This window comes from Polynucleobacter duraquae (genome assembly GCF_000973625.1).
Classification (GTDB): Bacteria; Pseudomonadota; Gammaproteobacteria; order Burkholderiales; family Burkholderiaceae; genus Polynucleobacter; species Polynucleobacter duraquae.
The window spans coordinates 1,250,418-1,273,182 of sequence record NZ_CP007501.1; the positions used below are offsets into that span (position 1 = coordinate 1,250,418).

The 22,765-nt window shown below is 46.1% G+C and carries 25 protein-coding genes; 9 read left to right on the forward strand and 16 right to left on the reverse strand.

Features of this window, described 5'->3' with window-relative positions:
• The first annotated feature begins 93 nt into the window (after positions 1–93).
• The 5 genes from CL55_RS06540 (at position 94) to CL55_RS06560 (ending at position 4,750) form a co-directional block, all read left to right on the forward strand.
• Entirely contained in the window at positions 94–1,329 is a 1,236-nt protein-coding gene (locus CL55_RS06540) for an ABC transporter substrate-binding protein (protein WP_046330368.1), read from the forward strand.
• Between the two features lie 118 nt (positions 1,330–1,447).
• A complete protein-coding gene (locus tag CL55_RS06545; protein ID WP_237150475.1) occupies positions 1,448–2,302 on the forward strand; it encodes a branched-chain amino acid ABC transporter permease in 855 nt (284 codons plus the stop codon).
• A gap of 15 nt (positions 2,303–2,317) precedes the next feature.
• Positions 2,318–3,280: a branched-chain amino acid ABC transporter permease gene (locus CL55_RS06550; protein ID WP_046330370.1), complete on the forward strand. Its 963-nt coding sequence runs from the start codon at positions 2,318–2,320 to the stop codon at positions 3,278–3,280.
• On the forward strand, positions 3,277–4,032 hold the full coding sequence (locus tag CL55_RS06555) for an ABC transporter ATP-binding protein (RefSeq protein ID WP_046330371.1): 756 nt from the start codon (positions 3,277–3,279) through the stop codon (positions 4,030–4,032). The genes CL55_RS06550 and CL55_RS06555 overlap by 4 nt, the downstream gene beginning before the upstream one ends.
• A 13-nt stretch (positions 4,033–4,045) precedes the next feature.
• Positions 4,046–4,750 (forward strand): ABC transporter ATP-binding protein, encoded by a 705-nt coding sequence (locus CL55_RS06560; protein ID WP_046330372.1) that lies wholly within the window; start codon positions 4,046–4,048, stop codon positions 4,748–4,750.
• 16 nt (positions 4,751–4,766) lie between these two features.
• Here CL55_RS06560 and CL55_RS06565 read toward each other — a convergent pair whose 3' ends face one another.
• Positions 4,767–5,270, reverse strand: coding sequence for a YqaA family protein (locus CL55_RS06565; RefSeq protein WP_046330373.1), 504 nt, complete (start codon positions 5,268–5,270; stop codon positions 4,767–4,769).
• A gap of 188 nt (positions 5,271–5,458) precedes the next feature.
• On the opposite strand from CL55_RS06565, the gene CL55_RS06570 reads away from it, so the two are divergent.
• The gene (locus CL55_RS06570) at positions 5,459–6,628 is read left to right on the forward strand and encodes an acyl-CoA dehydrogenase family protein (protein ID WP_046330374.1); all 1,170 of its coding nucleotides are present in this window, start codon (positions 5,459–5,461) and stop codon (positions 6,626–6,628) included.
• 46 nt (positions 6,629–6,674) lie between these two features.
• Positions 6,675–7,859 (forward strand): CaiB/BaiF CoA transferase family protein, encoded by a 1,185-nt coding sequence (locus CL55_RS06575; RefSeq protein ID WP_046330375.1) that lies wholly within the window; start codon positions 6,675–6,677, stop codon positions 7,857–7,859.
• Here the strand turns inward: CL55_RS06575 and cls are convergent.
• From cls to CL55_RS06590, 3 genes are read right to left on the reverse strand one after another with little or no spacing between them, the layout of a single operon-like run.
• The gene (cls, locus tag CL55_RS06580) at positions 7,856–9,331 is read right to left on the reverse strand and encodes a cardiolipin synthase (protein ID WP_046330376.1); all 1,476 of its coding nucleotides are present in this window, start codon (positions 9,329–9,331) and stop codon (positions 7,856–7,858) included. The two genes, CL55_RS06575 and cls, sit on opposite strands and share 4 nt — an antisense overlap.
• A complete protein-coding gene (locus CL55_RS06585; RefSeq protein ID WP_237150476.1) occupies positions 9,328–10,083 on the reverse strand; it encodes an endonuclease/exonuclease/phosphatase family protein in 756 nt (251 codons plus the stop codon). The genes cls and CL55_RS06585 overlap by 4 nt, the downstream gene beginning before the upstream one ends.
• Complete coding sequence (locus tag CL55_RS06590; RefSeq protein ID WP_156156277.1) at positions 10,080–10,280, reverse strand: bacterioferritin-associated ferredoxin; 201 nt, start codon at positions 10,278–10,280, stop codon at positions 10,080–10,082. Before CL55_RS06590 ends, CL55_RS06585 begins: the two co-directional genes overlap by 4 nt.
• Before the next feature lie 66 nt (positions 10,281–10,346).
• On the opposite strand from CL55_RS06590, the gene CL55_RS06595 reads away from it, so the two are divergent.
• Both CL55_RS06595 and CL55_RS06600 read left to right on the forward strand, forming a co-directional pair.
• The gene (locus tag CL55_RS06595; RefSeq protein WP_156156278.1) at positions 10,347–11,042 is read left to right on the forward strand and encodes an ABC transporter permease; all 696 of its coding nucleotides are present in this window, start codon (positions 10,347–10,349) and stop codon (positions 11,040–11,042) included.
• Entirely contained in the window at positions 11,035–11,745 is a 711-nt protein-coding gene (locus CL55_RS06600; RefSeq protein ID WP_046330378.1) for an ATP-binding cassette domain-containing protein, read from the forward strand. The genes CL55_RS06595 and CL55_RS06600 overlap by 8 nt, the downstream gene beginning before the upstream one ends.
• Here the strand turns inward: CL55_RS06600 and CL55_RS06605 are convergent, their stop codons facing one another.
• From CL55_RS06605 to CL55_RS06660, 12 genes are all read right to left on the reverse strand, one after another.
• On the reverse strand, positions 11,746–12,036 hold the full coding sequence (locus CL55_RS06605; protein WP_205621263.1) for a hypothetical protein: 291 nt from the start codon (positions 12,034–12,036) through the stop codon (positions 11,746–11,748).
• 10 nt (positions 12,037–12,046) lie between these two features.
• Positions 12,047–13,105: a formate dehydrogenase subunit gamma gene (locus CL55_RS06610; protein WP_046330379.1), complete on the reverse strand. Its 1,059-nt coding sequence runs from the start codon at positions 13,103–13,105 to the stop codon at positions 12,047–12,049.
• A 47-nt stretch (positions 13,106–13,152) separates the two neighbouring features.
• On the reverse strand, positions 13,153–13,389 hold the full coding sequence (locus CL55_RS06615; RefSeq protein ID WP_046330380.1) for a hypothetical protein: 237 nt from the start codon (positions 13,387–13,389) through the stop codon (positions 13,153–13,155).
• Complete coding sequence (gene fdh3B / locus CL55_RS06620; protein ID WP_046330381.1) at positions 13,386–14,045, reverse strand: formate dehydrogenase FDH3 subunit beta; 660 nt, start codon at positions 14,043–14,045, stop codon at positions 13,386–13,388. Before fdh3B ends, CL55_RS06615 begins: the two co-directional genes overlap by 4 nt.
• A gap of 27 nt (positions 14,046–14,072) precedes the next feature.
• Entirely contained in the window at positions 14,073–17,057 is a 2,985-nt protein-coding gene (locus tag CL55_RS06625) for a formate dehydrogenase subunit alpha (protein WP_046330382.1), read from the reverse strand.
• A gap of 61 nt (positions 17,058–17,118) precedes the next feature.
• A complete protein-coding gene (locus tag CL55_RS06630; RefSeq protein ID WP_046330383.1) occupies positions 17,119–17,340 on the reverse strand; it encodes a hypothetical protein in 222 nt (73 codons plus the stop codon).
• A gap of 133 nt (positions 17,341–17,473) precedes the next feature.
• Complete coding sequence (locus tag CL55_RS06635; RefSeq protein WP_046330384.1) at positions 17,474–18,118, reverse strand: TorD/DmsD family molecular chaperone; 645 nt, start codon at positions 18,116–18,118, stop codon at positions 17,474–17,476.
• A complete protein-coding gene (locus CL55_RS06640) occupies positions 18,115–20,205 on the reverse strand; it encodes a 4Fe-4S binding protein (protein WP_046330385.1) in 2,091 nt (696 codons plus the stop codon). Before CL55_RS06640 ends, CL55_RS06635 begins: the two co-directional genes overlap by 4 nt.
• Before the next feature lie 10 nt (positions 20,206–20,215).
• Positions 20,216–20,776, reverse strand: a complete 561-nt coding sequence (locus CL55_RS06645) for a DUF3306 domain-containing protein (protein WP_052728789.1) — start codon at positions 20,774–20,776, stop codon at positions 20,216–20,218.
• Positions 20,776–21,315 (reverse strand): DUF3305 domain-containing protein, encoded by a 540-nt coding sequence (locus tag CL55_RS06650; RefSeq protein ID WP_046330386.1) that lies wholly within the window; start codon positions 21,313–21,315, stop codon positions 20,776–20,778. Before CL55_RS06650 ends, CL55_RS06645 begins: the two co-directional genes overlap by 1 nt.
• 6 nt (positions 21,316–21,321) lie before the next feature.
• Positions 21,322–22,410 carry an iron-sulfur cluster carrier protein ApbC gene (apbC, locus tag CL55_RS06655; protein ID WP_046330387.1) on the reverse strand — a complete coding sequence of 363 codons (1,089 nt, stop codon included), beginning with the start codon at positions 22,408–22,410 and terminating at the stop codon, positions 21,322–21,324.
• Positions 22,411–22,543: 133 nt separating this feature from the next.
• Entirely contained in the window at positions 22,544–22,738 is a 195-nt protein-coding gene (locus CL55_RS06660; protein ID WP_046330388.1) for a heavy-metal-associated domain-containing protein, read from the reverse strand.
• Positions 22,739–22,765: the final 27 nt, after the last annotated feature.

Below are 22,765 nucleotides of genomic sequence, written 5' to 3' on the forward strand. Positions count from 1 at the left end.
TGTAGATTTACGCATCACTTGAAGCATTCAGTTAAGATTTATGCAATATGAAGTAGTCCTATTAATAAACTGTTTTAAATGGAGGAGACAACCATGAAACAAAAAGTAACGAATCAAACAAGAAGAAAAATGTTAATCGGCGGAGCTGCTGCTGCAAGCACTCCACTGTGGATGAATGTAGCCAGTGCCCAGTCTGAAACAATTAAGATTGGTTTTCCGACACCGCTAACTGGACCATTTTCTGCTGAGGCACAAGATCAAGTCAAAGCAGCCGAATTAGCCATTAAAGAATTTAATGACGCGGGCGGCTTTAATGGACGAAAAGCCGAACTGTTAGTTCGTGATGACAAACTCAACCCAGGTGAAGCTGCAACGCGTACTCTCGAGTTGATTGAAAAAGATAAGGTGAATTATGTTGTAGGCTCGCTCTCAGCCGCAACTCAACTGTCTATTAATGCAGTATGTAAAGAACGTAAGGTGCTCTTCAATTCAATTAGTCAGTCTGATGCGATTAATGAAGTGAAGGACTGGAGTGTTTATACATTCCATGAGGCGCTCAATCCAACTATGACTGCTGGTGCAGTCGCACGCTATTCGATCCCTCGCTATGGCAAAAAAATTGTCTACTTAACTGCAGACTATGCCTACGGTCACGAGATGGTGCGTGCATTTGAGCGCGCAGGTAAGGAGATGGGTGCCACTACATTGGCTGATATTCGTCACCCGCTGGGCGCATCTGATTACTCTGCATTCTTGCCACGTATTAAAGCCTTGAACCCAGATATTTTGGTACTCTGTAATTTTGGCCGCGATTTAGTGAACTCTGCTAAACAATGTACAGACTTTGGCCTCAAGTCCAGCATGAAGATTGTGACTCCAGTATTGCTATATACCGCACGCTTAGCTGGCGGACCAGAAGCATTTGAAGGAATCCTTGGCGGCACTTCATACTACTGGGGACTGGAGGATCGTATCCCCACAGCGAAAACGTTTAACGATGCATTCCGTAAAATGTATAACGGACAGGTACCTTCTGACTATGGTGCACTAGGCTACGCTGGAGTAAAAACTGTTCTTACCGCTGTTAAGAACGCTAAATCTACCGATACTATGAAGGTGGTGACAGCACTAGAGAACCTGAAGTACGACTTTTATAAAGGTCCCGAGTATTACCGCAAGTGCGACCATCAGGCAGTGCAGACGGTCATTATTGTTGAATCTAAATCAAAGGATATGAAAGATAAGTACGACGTCTTTAAAATACTGACCATTGAACCAACTACTGAGAAAAATATGCGTAGTTGTGCGGAGTTAGGCCACAAAGCTTAAATCCAAGATTACAGGGCAAATCCTCTGATTTGCCCTGAGCCCCTCCCCCGATACCCATGGTTGAAGGGGAGTTTTTCTGAGTACATATATGACCGGTCTTACATTTGAACTTTTATGCATGCAGTTACTGACAGGGATTGCTCTGGGCAGTATCTATGCACTTCTAGCCCTGGGTTTATGCCTTGTTTTTGGCATGCTCAATGTAGTGAATTTTGCACATGGCGCCTTCTTTATGGTTGGTGCATTTATGGGCGTTTACTTCTTAGGCATTACAGGCAACTTTTGGTTTAGCCTAATTCTTACCCCAATCGCTACCGGAGTACTTGGATTACTCACTGAGCGATTCTTAGTGCGCCCCCTATATGGCCGAGGCATTGACTACCCCCTACTCCTCACTTTTGGATTGTCTTACGTATTAATTGAGGCGATGCGCGTCACCTTTGGCATTGAGGGCTTGCCCTCTGTTACTCCCGACGGACTTAAAGGCACTATGGATGTTGGGGTTGGCTTCTTTCCAAAATATCGCCTATTTTTAATCGCTGCTACAGCCGTGATTATTTTTGCAGTCTGGTTCTTCATTCAAAAAACAAAATATGGTCTGATTATTAAAGCTGGTGCTGCTGACCAAGAAATCGTTAAGGTACTTGGTGTAGATATTGCTAAGGTATGGCTCATGGTATTTGGTCTTGGTTGCGCGATTGCCGGTCTCTCCGGAATACTGGCATCACCTACTCGCTCCGTGAATCCAGAGATGGGCATCCCCATCTTGGCAGAATCCTTTGTAGTAACTGTAGTTGGTGGCATGGGCTCACCAGTCGGCGCTGTTGTCGCAGGTCTATTGGTTGGCGTGGTTTACAGCATGACCTCCCTATTCTTCCCAGATCTTGCAGAACTCTCGATCTTTGTGCTGATGGCAGTAGTGCTTTTAATTCGCCCACAAGGTTTGTTTGGCAAAGCGGGGGCGATGGGTTAACCCCCCTTGATATATATGAAATCATTTTTCCAGCTTATTGCACGTCATCGCGTACTGGCAAGCACTCTTTTCTTGATGATCTTTCCTTTCATCATGCCGTATGAAGCACTTGCTATCAATATCTTGATCTTTGGCTTGTTCGCGATGGGATTCAATCTCTTGTTCGGCTACATGGGATTACTGTCCTTCGGGCATGCTGCCTTCCTGGGTATCGGCAGCTATCTTACCGGTATTGGGATCGTCCATTACGCCATGCCCTGGGGTGCCGCAATTCTAGTAGGCGTGATTGGTGCAGCTATCGGTGGACTACTCATGGGTTTTTTGGCTATCCGCACGAGGGGCATTTACTTCTCAATGGTCACCCTTGCCTTAGGTCAAATTGTGTTCTATGGTTTTTATAAGGCAGAGAGCTTGACTGGCGGAGAAAATGGTTTGAGAGGTGTCCGTGTCGATACTTTCAATATCTTAGGTATGCCGGTAGATTTTTTAAATCCAATGATTAAGTACTACATCATTCTCTTCTTTGTTGTTATTGCCATGTGGCTAATCTCGCGCATTCTCAATTCACCACTAGGTGCGGTAATGGAAGCAATTCGTGAAAATGAAAAGCGTGCTGCCGCCTGCGGATTCGATGTGACCCGTACAAAGCTCCTAGTATTTGTATTATCGGCAGCGATCTGTGGATTAGCAGGTTCATTGCGTGCCCTGCACCTCTCGATCGTACCAATCGACTCATTGCATTACCTGCAATCAGGGCAGGCAGTCATGATGAGTATTTTGGGTGGCATGGGCACTTTCTTTGGCCCATTCGTTGGCGCCGCTGTCATGCTGTATTTGGAAGATGTAGTGACTACCTTTACCAAACATTGGATGGCCGTCATTGGACTAGTCTTTATGTTCTTTGTATTGTTCTTCCCGCAAGGAATCTGGGGAACGATCTTGAGTAAGCTAAACCTGAATCAGGGTTCAAAATCATGAGTAGTCTAAATCAAACTCCCATCCTTGAAGCTCGCAATGTCAGCAAGAGTTTTGGTAAATTCAAAGCTTTACAGGATGTCTCCACCACTTTTATGCCTGGTACTTTGACGGCAATTATTGGCCCTAATGGTGCAGGTAAGAGCACTTTCTTTAATGCTCTCAGTGGGGCTTTTCCACCTTCAAGCGGTCAAATTCTATTTAACGGTAAAGATATAACCGGCATGCAGCAACATGAATTTGCCCGCATTGGTATCTCCAAAAGCTTTCAAATTACCAATGTGTTTAAGCAGCTAACTGTTCATGAAAATGTGCGCGTTGCTGCCCAAATGGAAACGGCACGTTATAACTTCTTACGTAATGCGCAAAGTTATCCAGAGCCCATTGAGCTTGCAGACCAGCTTTTACGTCGCGTCAACTTAGAGCATCTCAGAAATAAAAAAACGGGTGACTTAGCCCATGGTCAACAACGTGCTTTAGAAATTGCAATGGCCCTCGCCTGTAATCCCAGCCTTCTTTTACTAGATGAACCAACTGCTGGAATGTCTCCTGAAGAAACCCTCGTCATGATGGATCTCATCCGCACACTAGCCAATGAAAGAACAGTGATTTTGGTTGAGCACAAGATGAAACTCATCATGGGTTTATGCAAACGCATCATTGTTCTGCATCATGGTGAGTTTTTAGCTGAAGGCACTCCAGAAGAAATTCAAAATAATGCAGAGGTACGACGTGTGTACCTAGGTCAAGGTTAATGAAAGTTTATATATGTTGCGCATAGAAAATTTAAACGCCTGGTACGACCGTAGTCACGTGCTTCAAGGCGTCTCGCTGGAAGTCAATAAGGGTGAGATTGTTACGCTGATGGGAAGAAATGGTGCCGGTAAAACTACCACCCTGAGATCCTTGATGGGCCTTCTCCCTAAAAGAGAAGGAAAGACCACCATTGATGGCACTTCTTTTTTAGATCTTGCAGCGCATGAGCGTTATCACCTTGGACTGGCATATGTTCCTGAAGATCGTCGTATTGTTCCAGGGCTCACCGTCAAAGAAAATTTAGAGCTGGGCGTGATTTCCAAGAAAAATCGTGGTGATATGAGCGCCTTGGTCGATGAAATCGCTGAAACCTTTCCGCGCCTTAAGGAAAGGTTGTATCAAGACGGTACCTCTATGTCTGGTGGTGAGCAACAGATGTTAGCAATCGCAAGAGCCATGATTGCCAAACCAAAAGTGATCTTGCTGGATGAACCATCAGAGGGAATCATGCCGGTATTAGTTGAAGAAATGTTTGAACTGTTTGCCAAACTCAAGCAACAAGGCGTAACTATTCTGCTTGTAGAGCAAAATGTTCAGCAAGCACTGAAGATTTCTGATCGTGCTTATATTTTGGATCAGGGTCAAATTGTTTTCCACGACACTGCTCAAAATCTTTTGAATAACGACGAGATTCAGCAAAAATACTGCGCCGTTTAATCCCTCAAAGTCTTGCTTAGATTAGGCCTAGCCAATGTCCCAATTGGTGCCAAACGCTGGTGGGCACCAAAGTTAATAACCAAGTCATTGTGAGATAGCGCAGTAATTTACCAATAAACATATACATTAAGCATGGGGCCCAAGCCAGCCTAAGCCACCCTGCTGCCAAGCATAAGGGGTCACCAAAGCCAGGCAACCAAGATAGCAAGAGCATCTTTGGTCCCCGCTCTTCGAGCCAGCGCTGCATTCTGCCATTACTAGGCCCTTTAAGGGATTCAAAACTGTTACGGCTAATTAGTCCAAGCCACCAATCCAGCATGCCGCCTAATGTATTGCCGATAGTGGCAACCATAATGGCGATCCAATACAAGTGGGGGTTAACTGAAACGTACCCAAATAGGATGGGCTCGGAGCCGACGGGCAGTAAAGTTGCGGAGATAAAAGCGCTAATAAATACCGCTGGCAAACCAATTGATGGCATCCCAAAGAAGTCAAAGAATTGACTGAGCATTTGCTCCATTAAGCAGGAACTCCGGAGGGTTTAGCAAGTAAGCGGCGCTTGGTCATCCTTCAAGTATGCCCCAATAGAAGCTCTGGTCGGTCATACTGATGAGGCATGCATCTATTTTGACTCGCCCGTAATTCTAAATTCTTGCTTAAACTGTAGGCCTTAACATTGATTAACCCTCCTTACTTTTAGATAGCCCTATGAATCACCCCATCCCTAAGCCAGACCAATATCAAGACATGCGAGAAGCTTTGCGCGACCTCTGTGGCAGCTTTGACTCTGCTTACTGGCAAAAGGTAGATCACGAGCGTGACTATCCCGAAGCGTTTGTCGATGCCATGGCCAAAGCAGGCTGGTTAGCAGCATTAATTCCTGAGGAATACGGTGGCTCTGGCTTGGGTTTAGCTGAGGCCTCAGTCATCATGGAAGAAATTAATTTTTCCGGTGGAAATGCAGGCTCTTGTCATGGGCAGATGTACAACATGGGAACTTTGCTACGCCATGGCTCTGACCTACAGAAGAAACTCTATCTCCCAAAAATTGCGACCGGCGAATTACGCCTGCAAAGTATGGCGGTAACTGAACCGACTACGGGTACCGATACCACCAAGCTCAAAACTACTGCCGTCAAAAAAGGTGATAAATATATTGTCAATGGTCAGAAAGTTTGGATCTCCCGAATACAGCATTCTGATTTAATGATTCTGCTAGCGCGCACCACACCATTAGCAGAGGTCAAGAAAAAATCAGAGGGTATGTCGATCTTTATCGTCAATCTCAAAGATGCAATTGGCAATGGCATGGCAATTCAGCCGATTGCCAATATGGTCAATCATGAAACTAATGAAGTCTTCTTTGATAACTTAGAGATTCCAGCTGAGAACCTCATTGGCGAGGAAGGCAAAGGTTTTAAGTACATCTTAGATGGCCTCAATGCCGAGCGCGTCCTCATTGCAGCCGAGTGTATCGGTGATGCCTACTGGTTTGTAGATAAATCACGCCGCTATGCCAATGAACGCGTGGTGTTTGATCGCCCTATTGGTAAGAACCAAGGTATTCAGTTCCCGATTGCCGATGCTTTTATTGAGACCGAGGCAGCTAACCTAATGCGCTTTAAAGCATGCGAACTTTTTGACAACAATCAAGCTTGTGGTGCAGAGTCCAACATGGCCAAGTACTTGGCTGCAAAGGCCTCTTGGGAGGCGGCCAACGTTTGCCTACAAACGCATGGTGGTTTTGGTTTTGCTAATGAATATGATGTTGAACGTAAGTTCCGTGAGACCCGCCTCTATCAAGTTGCGCCCATCTCTACGAACTTGATCTACTCCTACGTTGCAGAGCATATTTTGGGTCTGCCACGCTCCTTCTGATGTTGCAGATCATTTGATTGATTTAGTTTTTTAGATAAGTAATGACATGAGTATTCGTCCATTGGATGGCATCACCGTGGTTTCCTTGGAGCATGCTATTGCCGCTCCTTTTTGCACGCGTCAATTAGCTGATTTAGGAGCGCGCGTTATAAAGGTGGAGAGGCCTGGTGCCGGAGACTTTGCCCGCGCCTATGATGAGCGCGTTAATGGCATGTCTTCTCACTTCACTTGGGTCAATCGCTCAAAAGAAAGCTTGACCTTAGATCTCAAGCAAGAATCTGCGCTAGCAGCACTAAAGATGCTTCTCAAAACGGCTGACGTTCTGGTGCAAAACTTAGCACCGGGTGCAGCAGCACGCATGGGACTCACTGCAGAACTCTTACAAAAAGACAATCCGAGTTTGATTTTGTGCGATATCTCAGGCTACGGAAATAATGGCCCTTATCGCGACAAAAAAGCCTATGACCTATTGATTCAAAGTGAAGCTGGGTTCTTATCCGTTACCGGCACTCCTGACACCCCTAGCAAAGCAGGTAATTCCATTGCTGATATTGCCGCAGGCATGTATGCGTACACCAATGTACTGGCAGCATTACTGCAACGGGGCAAGACTGGCAAGGGATCTACGATCGATGTATCTATGCTCGAGTCTCTGGGTGAATGGATGAGCTACCCTCTCTACTATGCCTATGAGGGTGCAACACCCCCTCCTCGCAATGGCGCATCTCATGCCACGATCTATCCTTATGGGCTATTTAAAGCGGGTGATGGTGGCACCATCATGCTGGGCTTGCAAAATGATCGTGAGTGGGTTTTATTCTGCGAAGTGGTACTTGACAATCAAGCGCTGGCCAAAGATGAGCGCTTTGATAAAAACTTCAAACGCAATGAAAAGCGCGATGAATTACTTTCCATTATTGATGCGTGTTTTAGTAAACTGACTACCGATCAGGTCATAGCAAAGCTGGATCAAGCTCAAATCGCCAATGCCCGACTAAATGATATGCAAGGTTTATGGAATCACGAACAACTCAAAGCACGCGATCGCTGGGTACAAGTCGGATCGCCCGTAGGCCTTATTCCAGCGATGCTACCGCCTGGTAGCAATAACAGCTTCGAATACCGCATGGATGATATTCCTGCTGTAGGTCAGCATACTGAAGCAATCCTATCTGAGCTTGGTATTGCCGCAAGTGAGATTGAGGTAATGCGCAGCCAAGGAGCGATTTAAAGTAGAGGGGAAGTTAAGTGTGCCGCATTCTCTAGCAGAACACGCCAACGTGGTCGCTTAGCCCAGATTACTGGATCAACTAAATCCGATTGAGCTAAGTAGGACTCAATCAAAGTCTCGAGTTTGGCGCAAAACGCATCGTTGTAGACAATTAAGCTGATTTCAAAATTGAGGCGCAAGCTTCGTTGATCAAAATTCACGGATCCAAAAATCGCTACCTGCTTATCTATTAACAAACTCTTGGTATGCAACAAGCCACCATGAAATTCAGCAATATTGACACCAGCATCCATCAGGTCAGCATAAAAGCTATGGCTACTCCAGGCGACTAAGGCTGAATCGTTCAATTTAGGAACAATTAAAGTGACCTTCACACCGCGACCGGCTGCTGCCATCAGCGCCTGAATCAAGCCATCATCTGGACCAAAGTAAGGCGTAGTAATGATGAGCTCCTTACGTGCGTCCATGATGGCAGAGAGGAGCACCTGATACAAGATGTCATCGCGATATACAGGCCCTGAAGAAAACTCTTGGGCAAGCACTCTTCCTTCTCTCGGAGTGGCAGCAGGTGTTACAGCCTTAAAGTGGGAAATCTTAGGGTTATCAACACTCCAGTCAAATGAGAATGTCAGCTCAAACTGAGATGCAACCGGGCCTTCAATTCTGACCATAGCATCAACCCACTCACCTACACCGGAGTCTTGCTTAAAACTGCGGGGATCGACCATGTTCATGCTGCCAGTCCAAACGACGGTGTTATCAATCACAAATATTTTGCGATGCAGCCTGAGATCCGCACGGCGAAATTGAAAGCGGCCAATTTGAATTGGTAATGCCTCAGTTACTTGAATACCAGCGCTTCTAAAACGATTAGGCCAACTGGATTTAAACCAGTCCTTACTTCCTAAAGAATCCAATAACACTTTACAAGTCACGCCACGTTTAGCCGCTGCAATTAAGGCCTCACCAACGCGATCAGCATCGCCACCCAATGCCCATATATAAAACTCTAAATGCAGTGTTTTTTTTGCCTGATTAATTTCGTCAATGAAATGCTGCAAGATTTCTAGTGAGCTCGTAAACAACTCTATCTTATTGCCAGCAATTACAGGTGATCCATTTTTGGATTCTGCTAATAAGCTAAGAGCCCTGCCCTCGATTGGTAGTTGCAACTTATCAGCTTGATAGTGATTGCGCATCTCTGCCGTGATGGCCGCATATTCCTTATCCATCCGAATAATTTTTCTTGTGAGCTTACGACCTACAGGACGCTCACCAATCAAGATGTAGAGGCTGATGCCTAAGAGCGGAAACAAGACCACAATCAAAAACCATGCAATTGCAACACCGACTGGTCTTCTGACAGAAATTAATCTAAATCCAAACAGAATCACAATGATTGCATGAACTATGGGAACCCAAATTAAAGAGAATCCAAAAATAGATCCCAAAAGAAAATTTAATATGCTCATATGATTTCCAGTTCAGCAGTAATACCTAAGTGATCGGAGAGCTTCAACCATTCATGCAAAACTGCTGCTGAATGAATCTTTAGGCCTCGTACATAAATTCGGTCCATTGGAAGCATGGGCTTCAAACTAGGAAAGGTTTTTGCGGGAGCGCCTGTCAGCACCTCAAAAACCTCTTGAAAACCAGCAGCACGCATTGGAGCGCTAACACGATTACGCCAATCGTTAAAGTCACCCGCCACAATGGTTGGGCCACCCTCTGCAAGCGAATCAATGTAACGAATAATTTCGTCCAATTGACGCTCTCGCCCTCTTTCAAATAAAGCCAGATGCACACAAAAACAATGAATCGGCGTTGCAATGCCTTCTAGCTGAGTAATACTATGAAGCAAGCCTCGCCTCTCGAATCGATAAGCTGAAATGTCATAGTTTTCACCCTTATGCAATGGTCTCTTTGAGAGAATGGCGTTGCCATGATGGCCATCTGGGTACTCAACATTCTTACCGTAGTGCCAATCATGCCAAAAGTCTTCGGATAAAAAATGGGTGAGCTCTGTCAGTGGCCATTGGCCAAATCTCCTAATCCGCCCACGATGCTCTTGCTGAAGCTCTTGTAGAAATAGTAAATCCGGATGATGGTTACGCATTTTTTGACGCAACTCATAAATAGTGGATTTTCTGTGCAAGGGTGATAGTCCCTTGTGGACATTCATGGTCATGACGCTAAAGCGACCGAGTTGCAATGGTGATATCAAAACTGTCCTGCAGCACGCTGTCGTCGTACCCGCGCCAAATAGATTTCACCCTCAACCAATTCTTGGCACTGCATACACTTATTACAAATAGAGGCCTGATCGCGCAACTCTTCAATCGAATCGATCGGATGCCCGTCAAGATATTCGCGAAGATCAACATCAAGGACCTCGTTACAGAGGCAAATGACTTCAGCCATGAGTTCAAAAAAGGGAAATTGTTTGCATTTATGCCATTTTGCCATCCCCTTGCTAGAATCTAGCCCATGTTGATGACCTTTCAGGACGCTTTCGGACTACTTTTGCATTTAGATGCTGGAGTCATTGGCATTGTGCTGATCTCACTTCAGGTCAGCTTAAGCGCTTTACTCCTCGGCACGATTCTGGGACTACCCATTGGCGCCCTATTGGCCACAGAGGAATTTAAGGGTAAACAAACAATTACGCTGGTCCTAAACACCCTCATGGGCGTTCCAACTGTGATTATTGGCGTCATTGTGTACCTGCTACTCTCTAGAACAGGGCCATTAGGAGTATGGGGATGGCTATTCACACCCAAGGGCATGATCCTGGCTCAAACACTGCTCACAACCCCCCTAATTGCCGCCCTGAGCCGCCAAATCCTAGAAGATTCTTGGAGAATCCATCGGGATTCCTTTATGGCACTTCGCTTACCTAGGCTTTCCGCCCTGAAATGGCTTATTTGGGACTGCCGGTTTTCTCTCACGATTGCAGTTTTAGCGGGGCTGGCTAGAGCCATATCTGAGGTTGGCGCAGTCATGATCGTGGGTGGCAATATTGATAAATCTACTCGCACCATGACAACTGCAATTGCACTTGAAACCAGTAAAGGTGATCTCCCATTGGCGCTTGCCTTAGGCATTGTTTTGTTGGGTATTGTTTTGCTGGCAAACCTCTTTACATTTGTAGTTCGGCAAATTGCGGAGCGGCGCTATGGTTGATCATTCGGAACAATTCAAGCAATTTATTGAGCTCAAGGGCGTCATCGTCAAACGTGATGGGCGCATCATCTTAGACATTCCTCATGCAGTTATTCCTGCAGATCGAATTTGCGCTTGCATAGGCCCCAATGGCGCTGGCAAAACGACTTTCTTAAAATTAATTGATGGCTTAATCAGGCCAGACTCTGGCACTGTTACCCACTCAAGTGGTCTCATCAAATCGTCCTTGGTATTGCACCACACGCCAATGATTAAAGCCTCAGCACGAACTAATATTGCAATGGTAAAAGACTCGGACACCTCCATCAATTCTATTGCGATTGATTTGGTGATGGAACAGATCGGATTAAGTCATCTTGCCAATAGTCCTGCGCACAAACTCTCGGCAGGTGAAAGACAAAAACTGTGTTTGGGTCGGGCTATTTTACAAAAACCCAACTTGATATTATTAGATGAACCCACGGCTAACTTAGATCCGAATACTACAGAACAAGTTGAAGAGATCATTCGCCAATTTAAGTCTCAAGGCTCGGACGTTATCTTTACATCCCACCAACTTGCCCAAGTACAAAGAATCGCGGAGTACATCATCTTCATTGATCAGGGCCAGATAAAAGAAAAGGGACCCGTAGGTCCCTTCTTTGCCGATCCCCAGACACAAGCAGCTAAACGCTACTTACATCAAGAATTGCTCGTCGACTAATTACTTTGCTGCTGGTGCTGGCGCTGCTGCTGTTGGTGCTGCAGCACCCGGTGCAACAAATGGAGGCGGAGCTACACAAGCTGCAGGCGCCGGAGTACCAGGGACACGGTATTGATCAGCTACCTTATTGATTGCTTGGCATAACTGAAAAGCGCCGACCCGACCTGCATAAGCTGTTTTAGCCTTCGCGAGATCATCAGCCGCTTTGGCTTCAGGAGTGAGCGGCGGCAGAGTAGCAAACGCTGAAGCTGTTGCAAATGTACAGATCATAAAAGCGATGAGTTTTTTCATGGCCATGTCCTTATTTATTAACTTTGTCATACCAGAGCTCATGGTGCTCTTTAGCCCAGGTTGCATCAACGTAGCCAGTCATCATGCCATCTGATGAGCCTTGCATACCGATAGATCCTATATACATGTGGCCCATAGCCATTGCAGTCATGAGGATAGATGCTGAACTATGAATGATGTTAGCTAACTGCATGGTTCCACGGATGTATTGAACTTCCATGAAAGGGACAATCATGTCTAGTACAAAACCAGATCCTGAGATGACCAAGCCTAAGAAAGTCATACCAAACCAGAACCAAATTTTTTCACCAAAGTTGAAGAAGCCAGCAGGAGGATGCTTACCACCGAACATTCCGCCAAATGACTTTATCCAAGTAAGGTCGCCTTGCCCCGGGATATTTCTGGTGGCAAATAACAAGAAGAAAATCACTACGCTCAGAGTAAATAATGGGCCTGAGTAATTGTGAATATTTTTGCAGATATTGAGGAATGTGCCATAAGCAACGCCGCCCATCAAAGGCATTGCAAAATACTTACCCCACAAAATCAAGCTACCAGTAACAGCAAGTCCAATAAAACTGGCGGCCATGACCCAATGAGTAAAGCGCTCAAAGCCATTAAACCGCTTAATCTTTTGACCAGAAAGCGGAGCATGCAGCTTGATTGGGCCTTTAATAATAAAGAGAGCGGAAATACCAAAGAAAGCAATAGCAAGGAGCCAAGCACCGTAAACAGTGATTACGCCATTACGGATAACGCGCCATTGCTCTCCGGCGCGTTGAATCAACACACTAGCTTCTTTATCTGGAATACTAATAGTGTTGTAAGGGTCACTATTAGCAGAATTCCAAAGAAATTTCTCACCCACCTGAGGAGAGTTCGCAGGTTGTGATTGAGCCTGGGTGCCATCAGAAACGGCGCCAAGATTCTTTGGGAAGTCAATACCGCTTGGGGATGGCAGCGGCGGCATTGGCGCACGCTCTGCCATAGATACACCGCTAAGCAAACTTAGCGATACGCCAAGGGCTAGCACCCAGGAGCGACTGACACTAGAGAATGATCGATTCATACAAATATCCTTAAACGTTTTCGTTTTATTTATTGTTGTTTAACTGATCACTTAAAGCGTGAGTACTCAGTCTGATTCTGATTGCGCTTATCAACCGACTCCGTCCAACTTTTTTCATCCTTTGGAGCCCAGCCCTTTGTCATGAAGCCGTTATCAGCTCCCATATACGGAGCAACGTCTGGACGCTTGGCAGCTTTAGCTGCAATTTCAGGAGGCTCGGAGCAAGCAGCCAACATGGCGCCTGCAACGAGACATAAACCCATGGTTTTCAGATTGAATCTCATGATTTGGCTCCTGGAATTTTGGCAGCAGGCGTTGGTTTTGGCGCAGGAGCATCCATTGGGCCGTAAGCAGTAGACCAACCGAAAACCTCTTTACTTGGATACTTACCATTTGCTTCGCGCACAGAAACACGCTTGGCGTAAATGGAAGAGATCACTTCGCCATCACCACCGATCAATGCCTTGGTTGAGCACATCTCCGCGCACAAGGGCAACTTACCTTCTGCTAAACGATTGCGACCATACTTCTCAAATTCAGCAACGCTTCCATTGGCTTCAGGACCGCCGCTGCAGAATGTGCACTTGTCCATCTTGCTACGCACACCAAAAGCACCAGAACTCAAGAACTGAGGTGCACCAAATGGGCAAGCAAACGAGCAGTAGCCACAACCGATACAGATGTCTTTGTCATGTAAAACAACACCTTCATCAGTACGGTAGAAACAGTCAACTGGGCAAACAGCCATGCAAGGTGCATCAGAACAGTGCATACATGCCACTGAAATTGATTTTTCTTTTCCAATGATGCCGTCATTCACCGTTACAACACGGCGACGATTAACGCCCCAGGGTACTTCGTTATCGTTCTTACAAGCAGTGACGCAACCGTTACATTCAATGCAACGTTCTGTATCACAAATAAATTTCATTCTTGCCATTGTGTTCTCCTGACTTTATTTTTTAACTTAGGCAAATTTTTCGATTTGGCACATGGTGGTTTTGGTCTCTTGCATCATCGTCACCTGGTCATAACCGTAGGTAGTTGCAGTGTTAACCGATTCACCGAGAATGATTGGTGAAGCACCTTCTGGGTAGTATTTACGCAAGTCTTTGCCCTCCCACCAACCAGAGAAGTGGAACGGTACAAAAGCAGTTCCTTGATCGACGCGCTCCGTAACCATCGCACGAACTTTGATTTTGGCACCTGTTGGTGATTTAACCCAAACATAGTCCCAGTTCTTAATACCGCGGGCTTCAGCAGCTTTTGGATTAATTTCTACAAAGTTCTCTTGCTGCAACTCTGCCAACCAAGGGTTAGAACGAGTTTCCTCACCGCCGCCCTCATACTCAACCAAGCGACCTGAGGTCAAGATGATTGGGAATTTCTCGTACAACTTATCGCTCAAGTTTTTGTCTTGCAGCGTTTTGTACAGGGTTGGCAAGCGCCAGAAATTCTTCTTATCCGCAGATGTTGGGTATTTACGCATCATTGGCTCGTTAGTGCTATATAAAGCCTCGCGATGGACTGGAATCGGATCAGGGAAGTTCCAAACTACAGCACGCGCCTTGGCATTGCCGAATGGATGACAGCCGTTTTTCATCACAACGCGCTGAATACCACCTGACAAGTCTGTCTTCCAGTTTTTACCTTCAGCAGCTTTTTGCTCATCTTCGGTTAACTGATTCCACCAACCGAGTTTCTTCACCAGCACATGGTCAAACTCTGGATAACCCGTCTTGATTGCAGAACCCTTAGAGTAAGAGCCATCTTCAGCCAACAAAGTCTTGCCATCCTTCTCAACGCCAAAGTTAGCGCGGAAGTTACCACCACCCTCCATCACAGACTTACTGGTGTCATAAAGGTTCGGTGAGCCTGGATGCTTGATAGCGGCAGTGCCATAGCAAGGCCAAGGCAAGCAATAGTAGTCACCAGTTGTATCGTAACCAGTGACAGGATCAACACCACCACGGGACTTCAATGTCTTTGGATCAAATACGCCTGCCATTCTCATGTGCGCCTTAATGCGCTCAGGTGTTTGACCGGTATAACCAATCGTCCAAACAGAGCGGTTAATTTCTCTGAGGATATCTTCAATCAGCGGCTCTTTCCATTGCTTACCAGCAAACTTGGAGCTCTGCATCTTGAAATTCTTGGAAAGCTCTTGGCCGAAACCAAGGCGATCAGCAAAGGCTTGCATGATGACGTGGTCAGGTACAGATTCGAACAATGGATCGATAACTTTCTCGCGCCACTGAACCGAACGATTCGATGCAGTTGCTGATCCACAAGTTTCAAATTGGGTTGTAGCTGGCAAGAGGTATACGTTACGGTTCTTGTTAACTGAGTTACCTTCCGCAGGCGGCATTGCAGCCATCGCAGCTACTGCTGTTGGGTATGGATCAACTACAACGAGCAAATCTAACTTGTCCATCGCGCGCTTCATATCTAAGCCGCGAGTTTGAGAGTTTGCTGCATGACCCCAGAAGAACAAACCTTTAACGGCTGTTTGCTGGTCAATCATGTCATTCTTTTCTAGCACAGCATCGACCCAACGAGAAACGGTAGTACCTGATTTCTCCATCATGTCTGGTGCGTAGCGGCCTTTAATCCACTCGTAGTCAACATCCCAAACGGTGGCAAAGTGTTTCCATGAGCCGGCAGCAAGGCCGTAGTAGCCAGGTAAAGAATCTGGGTTAGGACCGACGTCTGTAGCGCCTTGAACGTTACAGTGACCACGGAAAATATTGGTTCCGCCACCAGACTTACCAACGTTACCTAATGCCAACTGCAAAATACAGGAGGCACGCACCATGGCATTACCGATGGTGTGCTGAGTTTGACCCATACACCAAACAACTGTACTTGGACGATTCTTTGCTAATGTCTCAGCCACTTTATAAACTTCGGCCTCAGGAACACCGCAAGCTTCTTCAACGTTCTTAGGAGACCACTTTTCCATCACTTCTTTGCGGATCTCATCCATGCCGTATACGCGGTCGTTGATGTATTTCTTATCTTCCCAGCCATTGTTGAAGATGTGATACAGAACGCCGAACAAGAACGGAATATCTGTACCTGAACGAATGCGAACATATTGATCAGACTTAGCAGCTGTTCTTGTGTAGCGTGGATCAACTACAACAACCTTACAGCCGTTTTCCTTCGCATTGAGGAGGCTTAACATCGATACTGGGTGAGCCTCCGCTGCGTTGGAGCCAATGTACATGGCAGCCTTGGAGTTCATCATGTCGTTGTAGCTATTGGTCATTGCACCATAGCCCCAGGTGTTTGCAACACCGGCAACTGTGGTTGAGTGACAAATACGAGCTTGGTGGTCTGTATTGTTTGTTCCAAAGAAAGAAACCCACTTACGCAACAAATAGGCTTGCTCATTGCTCTGCTTGGAAGAGCCGATAAAGAACAAAGAATCAGGACTATATTTTGTACGGAGATCTTTCATCTGCGCAGTGATTTCAGTCAAAGCCTGATCCCAAGAAATCTTTTGATATTTGCCATCAACGAGCTTCATTGGGTAACGGAGACGGAATTCACCGTGACCATGCTCACGTAGTGAAGCACCCTTGGCGCAATAAGCACCCATGTTGATTGGGGAATCAAAATTGGAATCTTGGCGAACCCAAACGCCGTTCTCAACAGTAGCGTCAGTTGAGCAACCTACTGAGCAGTGGGAACAAACCGTTCTCTTCACTTCAATCTTGCCCTTGCCATCTAACATCGCTCTATTCGGCTCAGCAACTGCTTTTTGAACAAAGCTAAGCTGGCTAGCCGCAATACCTGCGCCTACACCAACGCCAGAGCGCTTCAAAAAGGTTCGACGATCCATCGTTGGTACCGCAGACTGTAGTCCACGAGAAAGGCTACCAATGAGGCGAGATGCAGGCGTAGCGCGGCTGCTTTGTGAAGTAGTAGATTTGCGAGTCAGACTCATATCTTGTCCCTGAGTAATATTTTTAATTAACTATTTAGAAATGACTAAATCAACAAATGGTTTAAAGCATGGTCGTTTCGTAATACTTACGAATGTGTGCTGTGAGTTGATAGCCATCATCTTTACCCTGCACAGTGCTGCCAATTTCTTGAATAACTGCTTTGCCAATCGGCGTTTGGGAGGCTATTGCTACGGCACCAACAGTGGCACCCGCCCCGATGAAGAACTTCCTACGGGAAGGCTTGTTTTCTTCGTTTGCTACCGCTGTGGATTTGGCGCTCATCTGATGCTCCTATTTCGTTCTTATTTGATATTCGTCAAGTGTAATTGGTAATTGCATTTCTGACATATTAGCGACATAAGATTTATAAAAAAGAGGGGTAAACACTAACCCTTCTGTTTGATGCAATGCAACATTAAATCATGTCGAAGCCTTGGCCCTCAATAGCCAAGAACTCACGAGTCAGAGCCGCAACAGAGTGATAAAGACGCATCTCAGGAACGTTATCGATTGCATCGCACAAGTCGTCATGCCATGGTCGAATGTGGTCGTTAAAAAAGACCCTTTGATTAGTGAGGTTGGAGATCTCTACATCATCACCTGCAATCAGATAGCGCATCACTTCACAGAGTGCAGAGATATGGTCTTCAGTCTCAGAGATCTCCTCGGCAGATTCCAAGCCAAAAGCATCTAAAGCGCGGCGGATTTCTACTAATGGCCTCTCGTTTAAATAACCGGCCATATAAAAAGAACCATTCAGAATAATGATAGGCCTTCCTACGCTGATGAAATTCTGATCAAACTCATCCTGCCAAGCTTTGGCGGGGTTGGCTTTAGCCATTTCAACCAAATTCTGCCAAACCCTAGCTAAAGGGGCGTCTTCAGACTGAGCCTCCTGCCCCTCTGGAATGGAAGACACTATTTGATCCAACAACTCTTGATCGGGCGCCTCATGAAAAAGTCTCGCAATCAAGCCGTACAAATCCGCTCTAGCCAAATCTTCTGGCAAACCCACATCACCCACCTCGGTCACGGAGCTTTCTTTTATCTGTTCACTCATGTTTCTTTTTTCACCATATCGACAACACGACAATCACTACACATTTTGAGTCTTTCTAAAGCCTCCCCAGCAAAGGCACTGTGAGCGCCCAGCTTCATCAGCATCAGATCGACCATTTTTGCTGTACCAAATACTTTTCCACAACCGATGCAATGAAAAGGCTTGGTCTCGTTGAGCTCTACCTTTTGCTTGCGCTGCTCCACCGTCTGCAAACGAGGGGCCAAAGCCAAAGCCTGCTCTGGGCAAGTTTGAACGCAAATGCCGCATTGGACGCACTGCTTTTCAATAAAGGAAAGTTTGGGCTCGTCTAAGTTATCGAGTAAAGCACCTTCAGGACAGCTACCCACACAAGACATGCATAGCGTGCAAGCATCCTGGTTAATTTTTAAACCACCCAAGAAAGACGACTTCGGCAAAACTACTCCCTCAGCTGGTAACGGTACTTTTGCTTGCTTTTGCAAATGCTCCAAGACCGTTTCAATCGTTTCTCGCTTTTGATTGGACAAACCAAAACTTGCGGGAGAGCAAATAGCTGATAAAGCTCCACGCTGGCGAAGTTTGCTCATTGCAAGCGAGGCTGGCTGAAGATCAGAGGTGGATTCCAGCTGTATTTGCGACAGTCTGGCATCAAATCCGTAAGCAGCCAAAATGGCGTTACCCAACTCAATTTGAGTTTCTAAGGCAGCGCGATAGCTCGGGTCTTCATCGCCCGTTAACAACAACACTACTTCACCAAAACCATAGCTGAGCGCACCGAGCCATAAATCCAAACCAGTAGAGGCTATATGCTCAATCCCGTAGGGCAATACATAGGATGGCAAGCTTTCAAATTGTTTTGGTCTGAGGTGCGCAGATCGCCCAAGAGAATCTAAGGCCTGCGTTCCTGCCTGAAGTGTATGTAGTAAGAGGGTTGGACTAGAAGATTGCTTCGCTTTGACACTCTCAGTAATGAATACAGTAGCCAGCGCTTTAATTTCTTTACCTTGATGCGGCACACTTGGGTAGTTGTAGCGCATTGCACCAGATGGACAGACTGTTGAGCAAGCCCCGCAACCCATGCAAAGGTTCGGATTTACTTCAACAGTGCCTTGTCCATTCTTAAATAAAGAAGATATAGCGCCGGTCGAACAGACATCGATACAAGCATTGCACCCTACTTTGCCATTGCGACCATGGGCGCAAACTTTCTCGTTGTAAGCAAAGTATTTAGGCTTCTCAAACTCACCCACTAATCCGAGTAATTGATTTGCTACTAAAGATTGCTCAAATGGATCCTGTCCTGGGGCAAAGTAGCCTTGCGGGGTTTGACTCATGCGCATTTGAGGATTAGCACGAAGATCCATAATTAAGTCAAACTCAGAACTGCGCTGACGCTCCACTCGATCAAAATTGATAGCACCAATACTGGCACAGGCGGTGATGCAATCACGGTGAGACTTACATTTGTCTAGATCAATTTGGAAAGAGTCATCAATTGCACCTTCTGGGCAGACTTCAACACAGGCGCCGCAACGAGTGCACATCTCTGGATCAATGGGATTTTGTAAATTCCAGTCGACTGTAAAGTGACCAAGATAACCATCTAACTTAGTCACCTCGCCTGTGTAAGTTGGAAAATTTCTGGCGATCGGTAATGCTCCTGACTCGGTGCACAGCACTGAGACATCAAGAGAGTCGCTCAATTTTTCAGCCCAAGGCAAAGCTTGCTTACCGGGACCAACAATGAGTAAGCGCCCCTGGCTCTCGTAATTCACCACTGGAACGGGCTCGGCTTCCGGCATGTCCGCTAAGGCAAGTAAAGCCGTAATCTTAGGTCCAGAAGTTTTAGCCTCCTGAGTCCATCCAGCCACCTCACGAATATTGACAAACCGCAATGGCGCTATCAATGGCTTCTCGGATTGCTCTGCCAGCTCCTTAAATAACGCGCCCTCTTGAGTACAAGCGATCACGAGTGAGTCATTACCATTCATTGCCTGAATAGCCACACCCACCTCTTGCCTACACAAAGAGGTGTGTATCTTTACGCCCAACGCCTTTGCATCCAAAGGCATAGTTCCGTTGCAGTTGCAGACTAATTTTTGACTCATTGATTTCTTCTTAACTGGTTTTTTTATCCACGGTTAAGGGGGTTTGATTTCCCACTTCCGGAATAGATGTTGGTATGGATGTTAAATCAGTCCGGTCAGGAGCGGGCAAAGCTGGGTCTTTGGATTCCTGATTGTCGATGCTGACAACGTTAGCAGTCTGAGACTCTCCATCATCATCCTTGCGGAAGATGTTCAGCATGTCGGACTGAACCATACGCTTGAGCATCTCCAAAGGAATCGGGTCTGGTTTTGAATAATCATCAATATAAATATCCAAACCATCCATGATATTGAAGTGCGGGTCTGAAAACATCTTCTTCATTGCCGCTTGCTGTACTACTGGATCAACGCCAGGTTGCATGAAGGCTGAAAAATCTGGCGCAAAACGATCCATCTTCTCAACATCATCCAAGGAAACAGGCTGCGGAATATCTTCGGTCTTAGTTGATTCCTGCTGAGGCTCAGGACTGGCAGCTAATTTTTCCTTAACTAGCTCGCCTGATTTTTTCTCAGGCTCAATATCCTCACCTAACTTACGACGCGACCATCGACTTAAAAAACCATCAGCCATCAGTCCTCCGTTGGGCGATTTGCACCCTTGAATGATTCAGGACGATGACGTTTTTTTGGTTCAGGACGGTAATGTTCATTAACATATTCTTGCAACCAAGAAGCATGCTCTGTAGACAAGAGTACGCTATCGACCGACTCGCCGCCATCCAATAGACGTCCTGCTTCGTTGTAGCTTACGCTGATCCGATGAGGAATAGCAAACGTAGGCTCTGATTTAGCCAAGTCAATAGACTGTGCATCAATATATCTCTCAACATCTTCCTCTAGACGCCACATCACAAACCAAGCAGGAAGAGTTGCTGATAAGTTGAGGTAATAGCCTTCAGCCTCATCTGGGAAAAGATTCAAGTCGAATCCAGTAAACAACCACGACTCACTCTGCTCATCGCGGCCAAGGAACTGTCCAGAGATCTTATTACCTGCTATCGATGTGCTGTTGAATTGCCCAAAATCCGGCAACACCTCGTGCGGCGCCCACCGATATGAAATCCACGGGTTATCAACAAACTGCTTACGCATGATCACAGCAAAACGCATAAGGCCTTAGGTGTTCTGAACCACAATATTTGGAAATTTATTGCTCATATCTTTAGAAAGCGCTGCTACTTTGATAGCAACTCGTCTTGCAATTGTTTTATAAATTTCGCTGATAGCGCCATCAGGATCGGCCACTACGGTTGGGCGACCCGCATCCGCCTGCTCGCGTATCGATAAGTTCAGGGGCAATGAGCCCAAAAAGTCTGCGCCATATTCTTGGCACATCTTTTGGCCACCGCCAGTACCGAACACATGCTCTTCATGCCCGCAATTTGGACAAACATACGTACTCATATTTTCGATGATGCCAACAATGGGTACGCCAACCTTTTCAAACATCTTTAGGCCCTTACGTGCATCCAGCAAAGCAATGTCTTGAGGCGTAGTCACAATCACCGCACCTGTAACAGGCACCTTCTGAGCAAGCGTGAGTTGAATATCGCCGGTACCAGGAGGCATATCTACAATCAAATAATCGAGATCACGCCAACGGGTTTGACGCAGTAGTTGTTCTAAGGCAGAGGTCACCATGGGGCCACGCCAAACCATAGGGGCATCGTTATCAATCAAAAAACCAATCGAACTCGCTTGGAGGCCGTGGCCTACCATGGGCTCCATCGTGTTCTCTTCAATAGATTCTGGTCTGCCGGTAATACCCAACATCATCGGCTGACTTGGTCCGTAAATGTCCGCATCCAACATACCTACTTGCGCACCTTCAGCCGCTAAAGCTAAAGCGAGATTAACGGCGGTAGTGGACTTTCCGACCCCACCCTTACCACTGGCAACAGCAATAATGTTTTTTACATTAGGTAATAGTTTGACGCCACGCTGAACAGAATGCGCAACGATTTGACTGCTCACATTGACGCTGACGTTTTTAACCTCAGGTAATTCACGGAGCACAGCAATCACCGATTTACGAATAGCATCAAATTGACTTTTTGCTGGATAACCTAAAACAATGTCCAAACTGACATCACCGCCATCAACGCGTAAATTTTTAACGCTCTTAGATGTTGCAAAATCAATTTGGGTATTGGGGTCAATCAGACCCTTTAGTGCAGCTTGCACAGTCTCTACAGTAAGTGACAAAACTCTCTCCTATTTAGTAGAACGGGCTTTTGTATAGCCGGCTCCACCTCTTTTATTAAGTCTGATGATGAAAAATCAAATAGTGCGTAGATTAACCGCACATGCAAAAAATTGCTAAAACCAAAATTAAGGGCTAAGGTGAAACTGGAAATCCTGCCTCCGTGATGAGCCCAGAGGCTAACTCTGGAGAAAGGCTTGTTTCTAGCGTGACCAGCTGAGTCGCTAGGTCCGCCTGAACCTGAGCCTGGGGGTCTTGGGCTTGCACAGCCCGAGTGACTGCGTTGATACAACCACCACAAGTCATCCCTGAAACCTTGAGCGTAAACATGGCTACCCCTTTAAAACAGTCAAAATA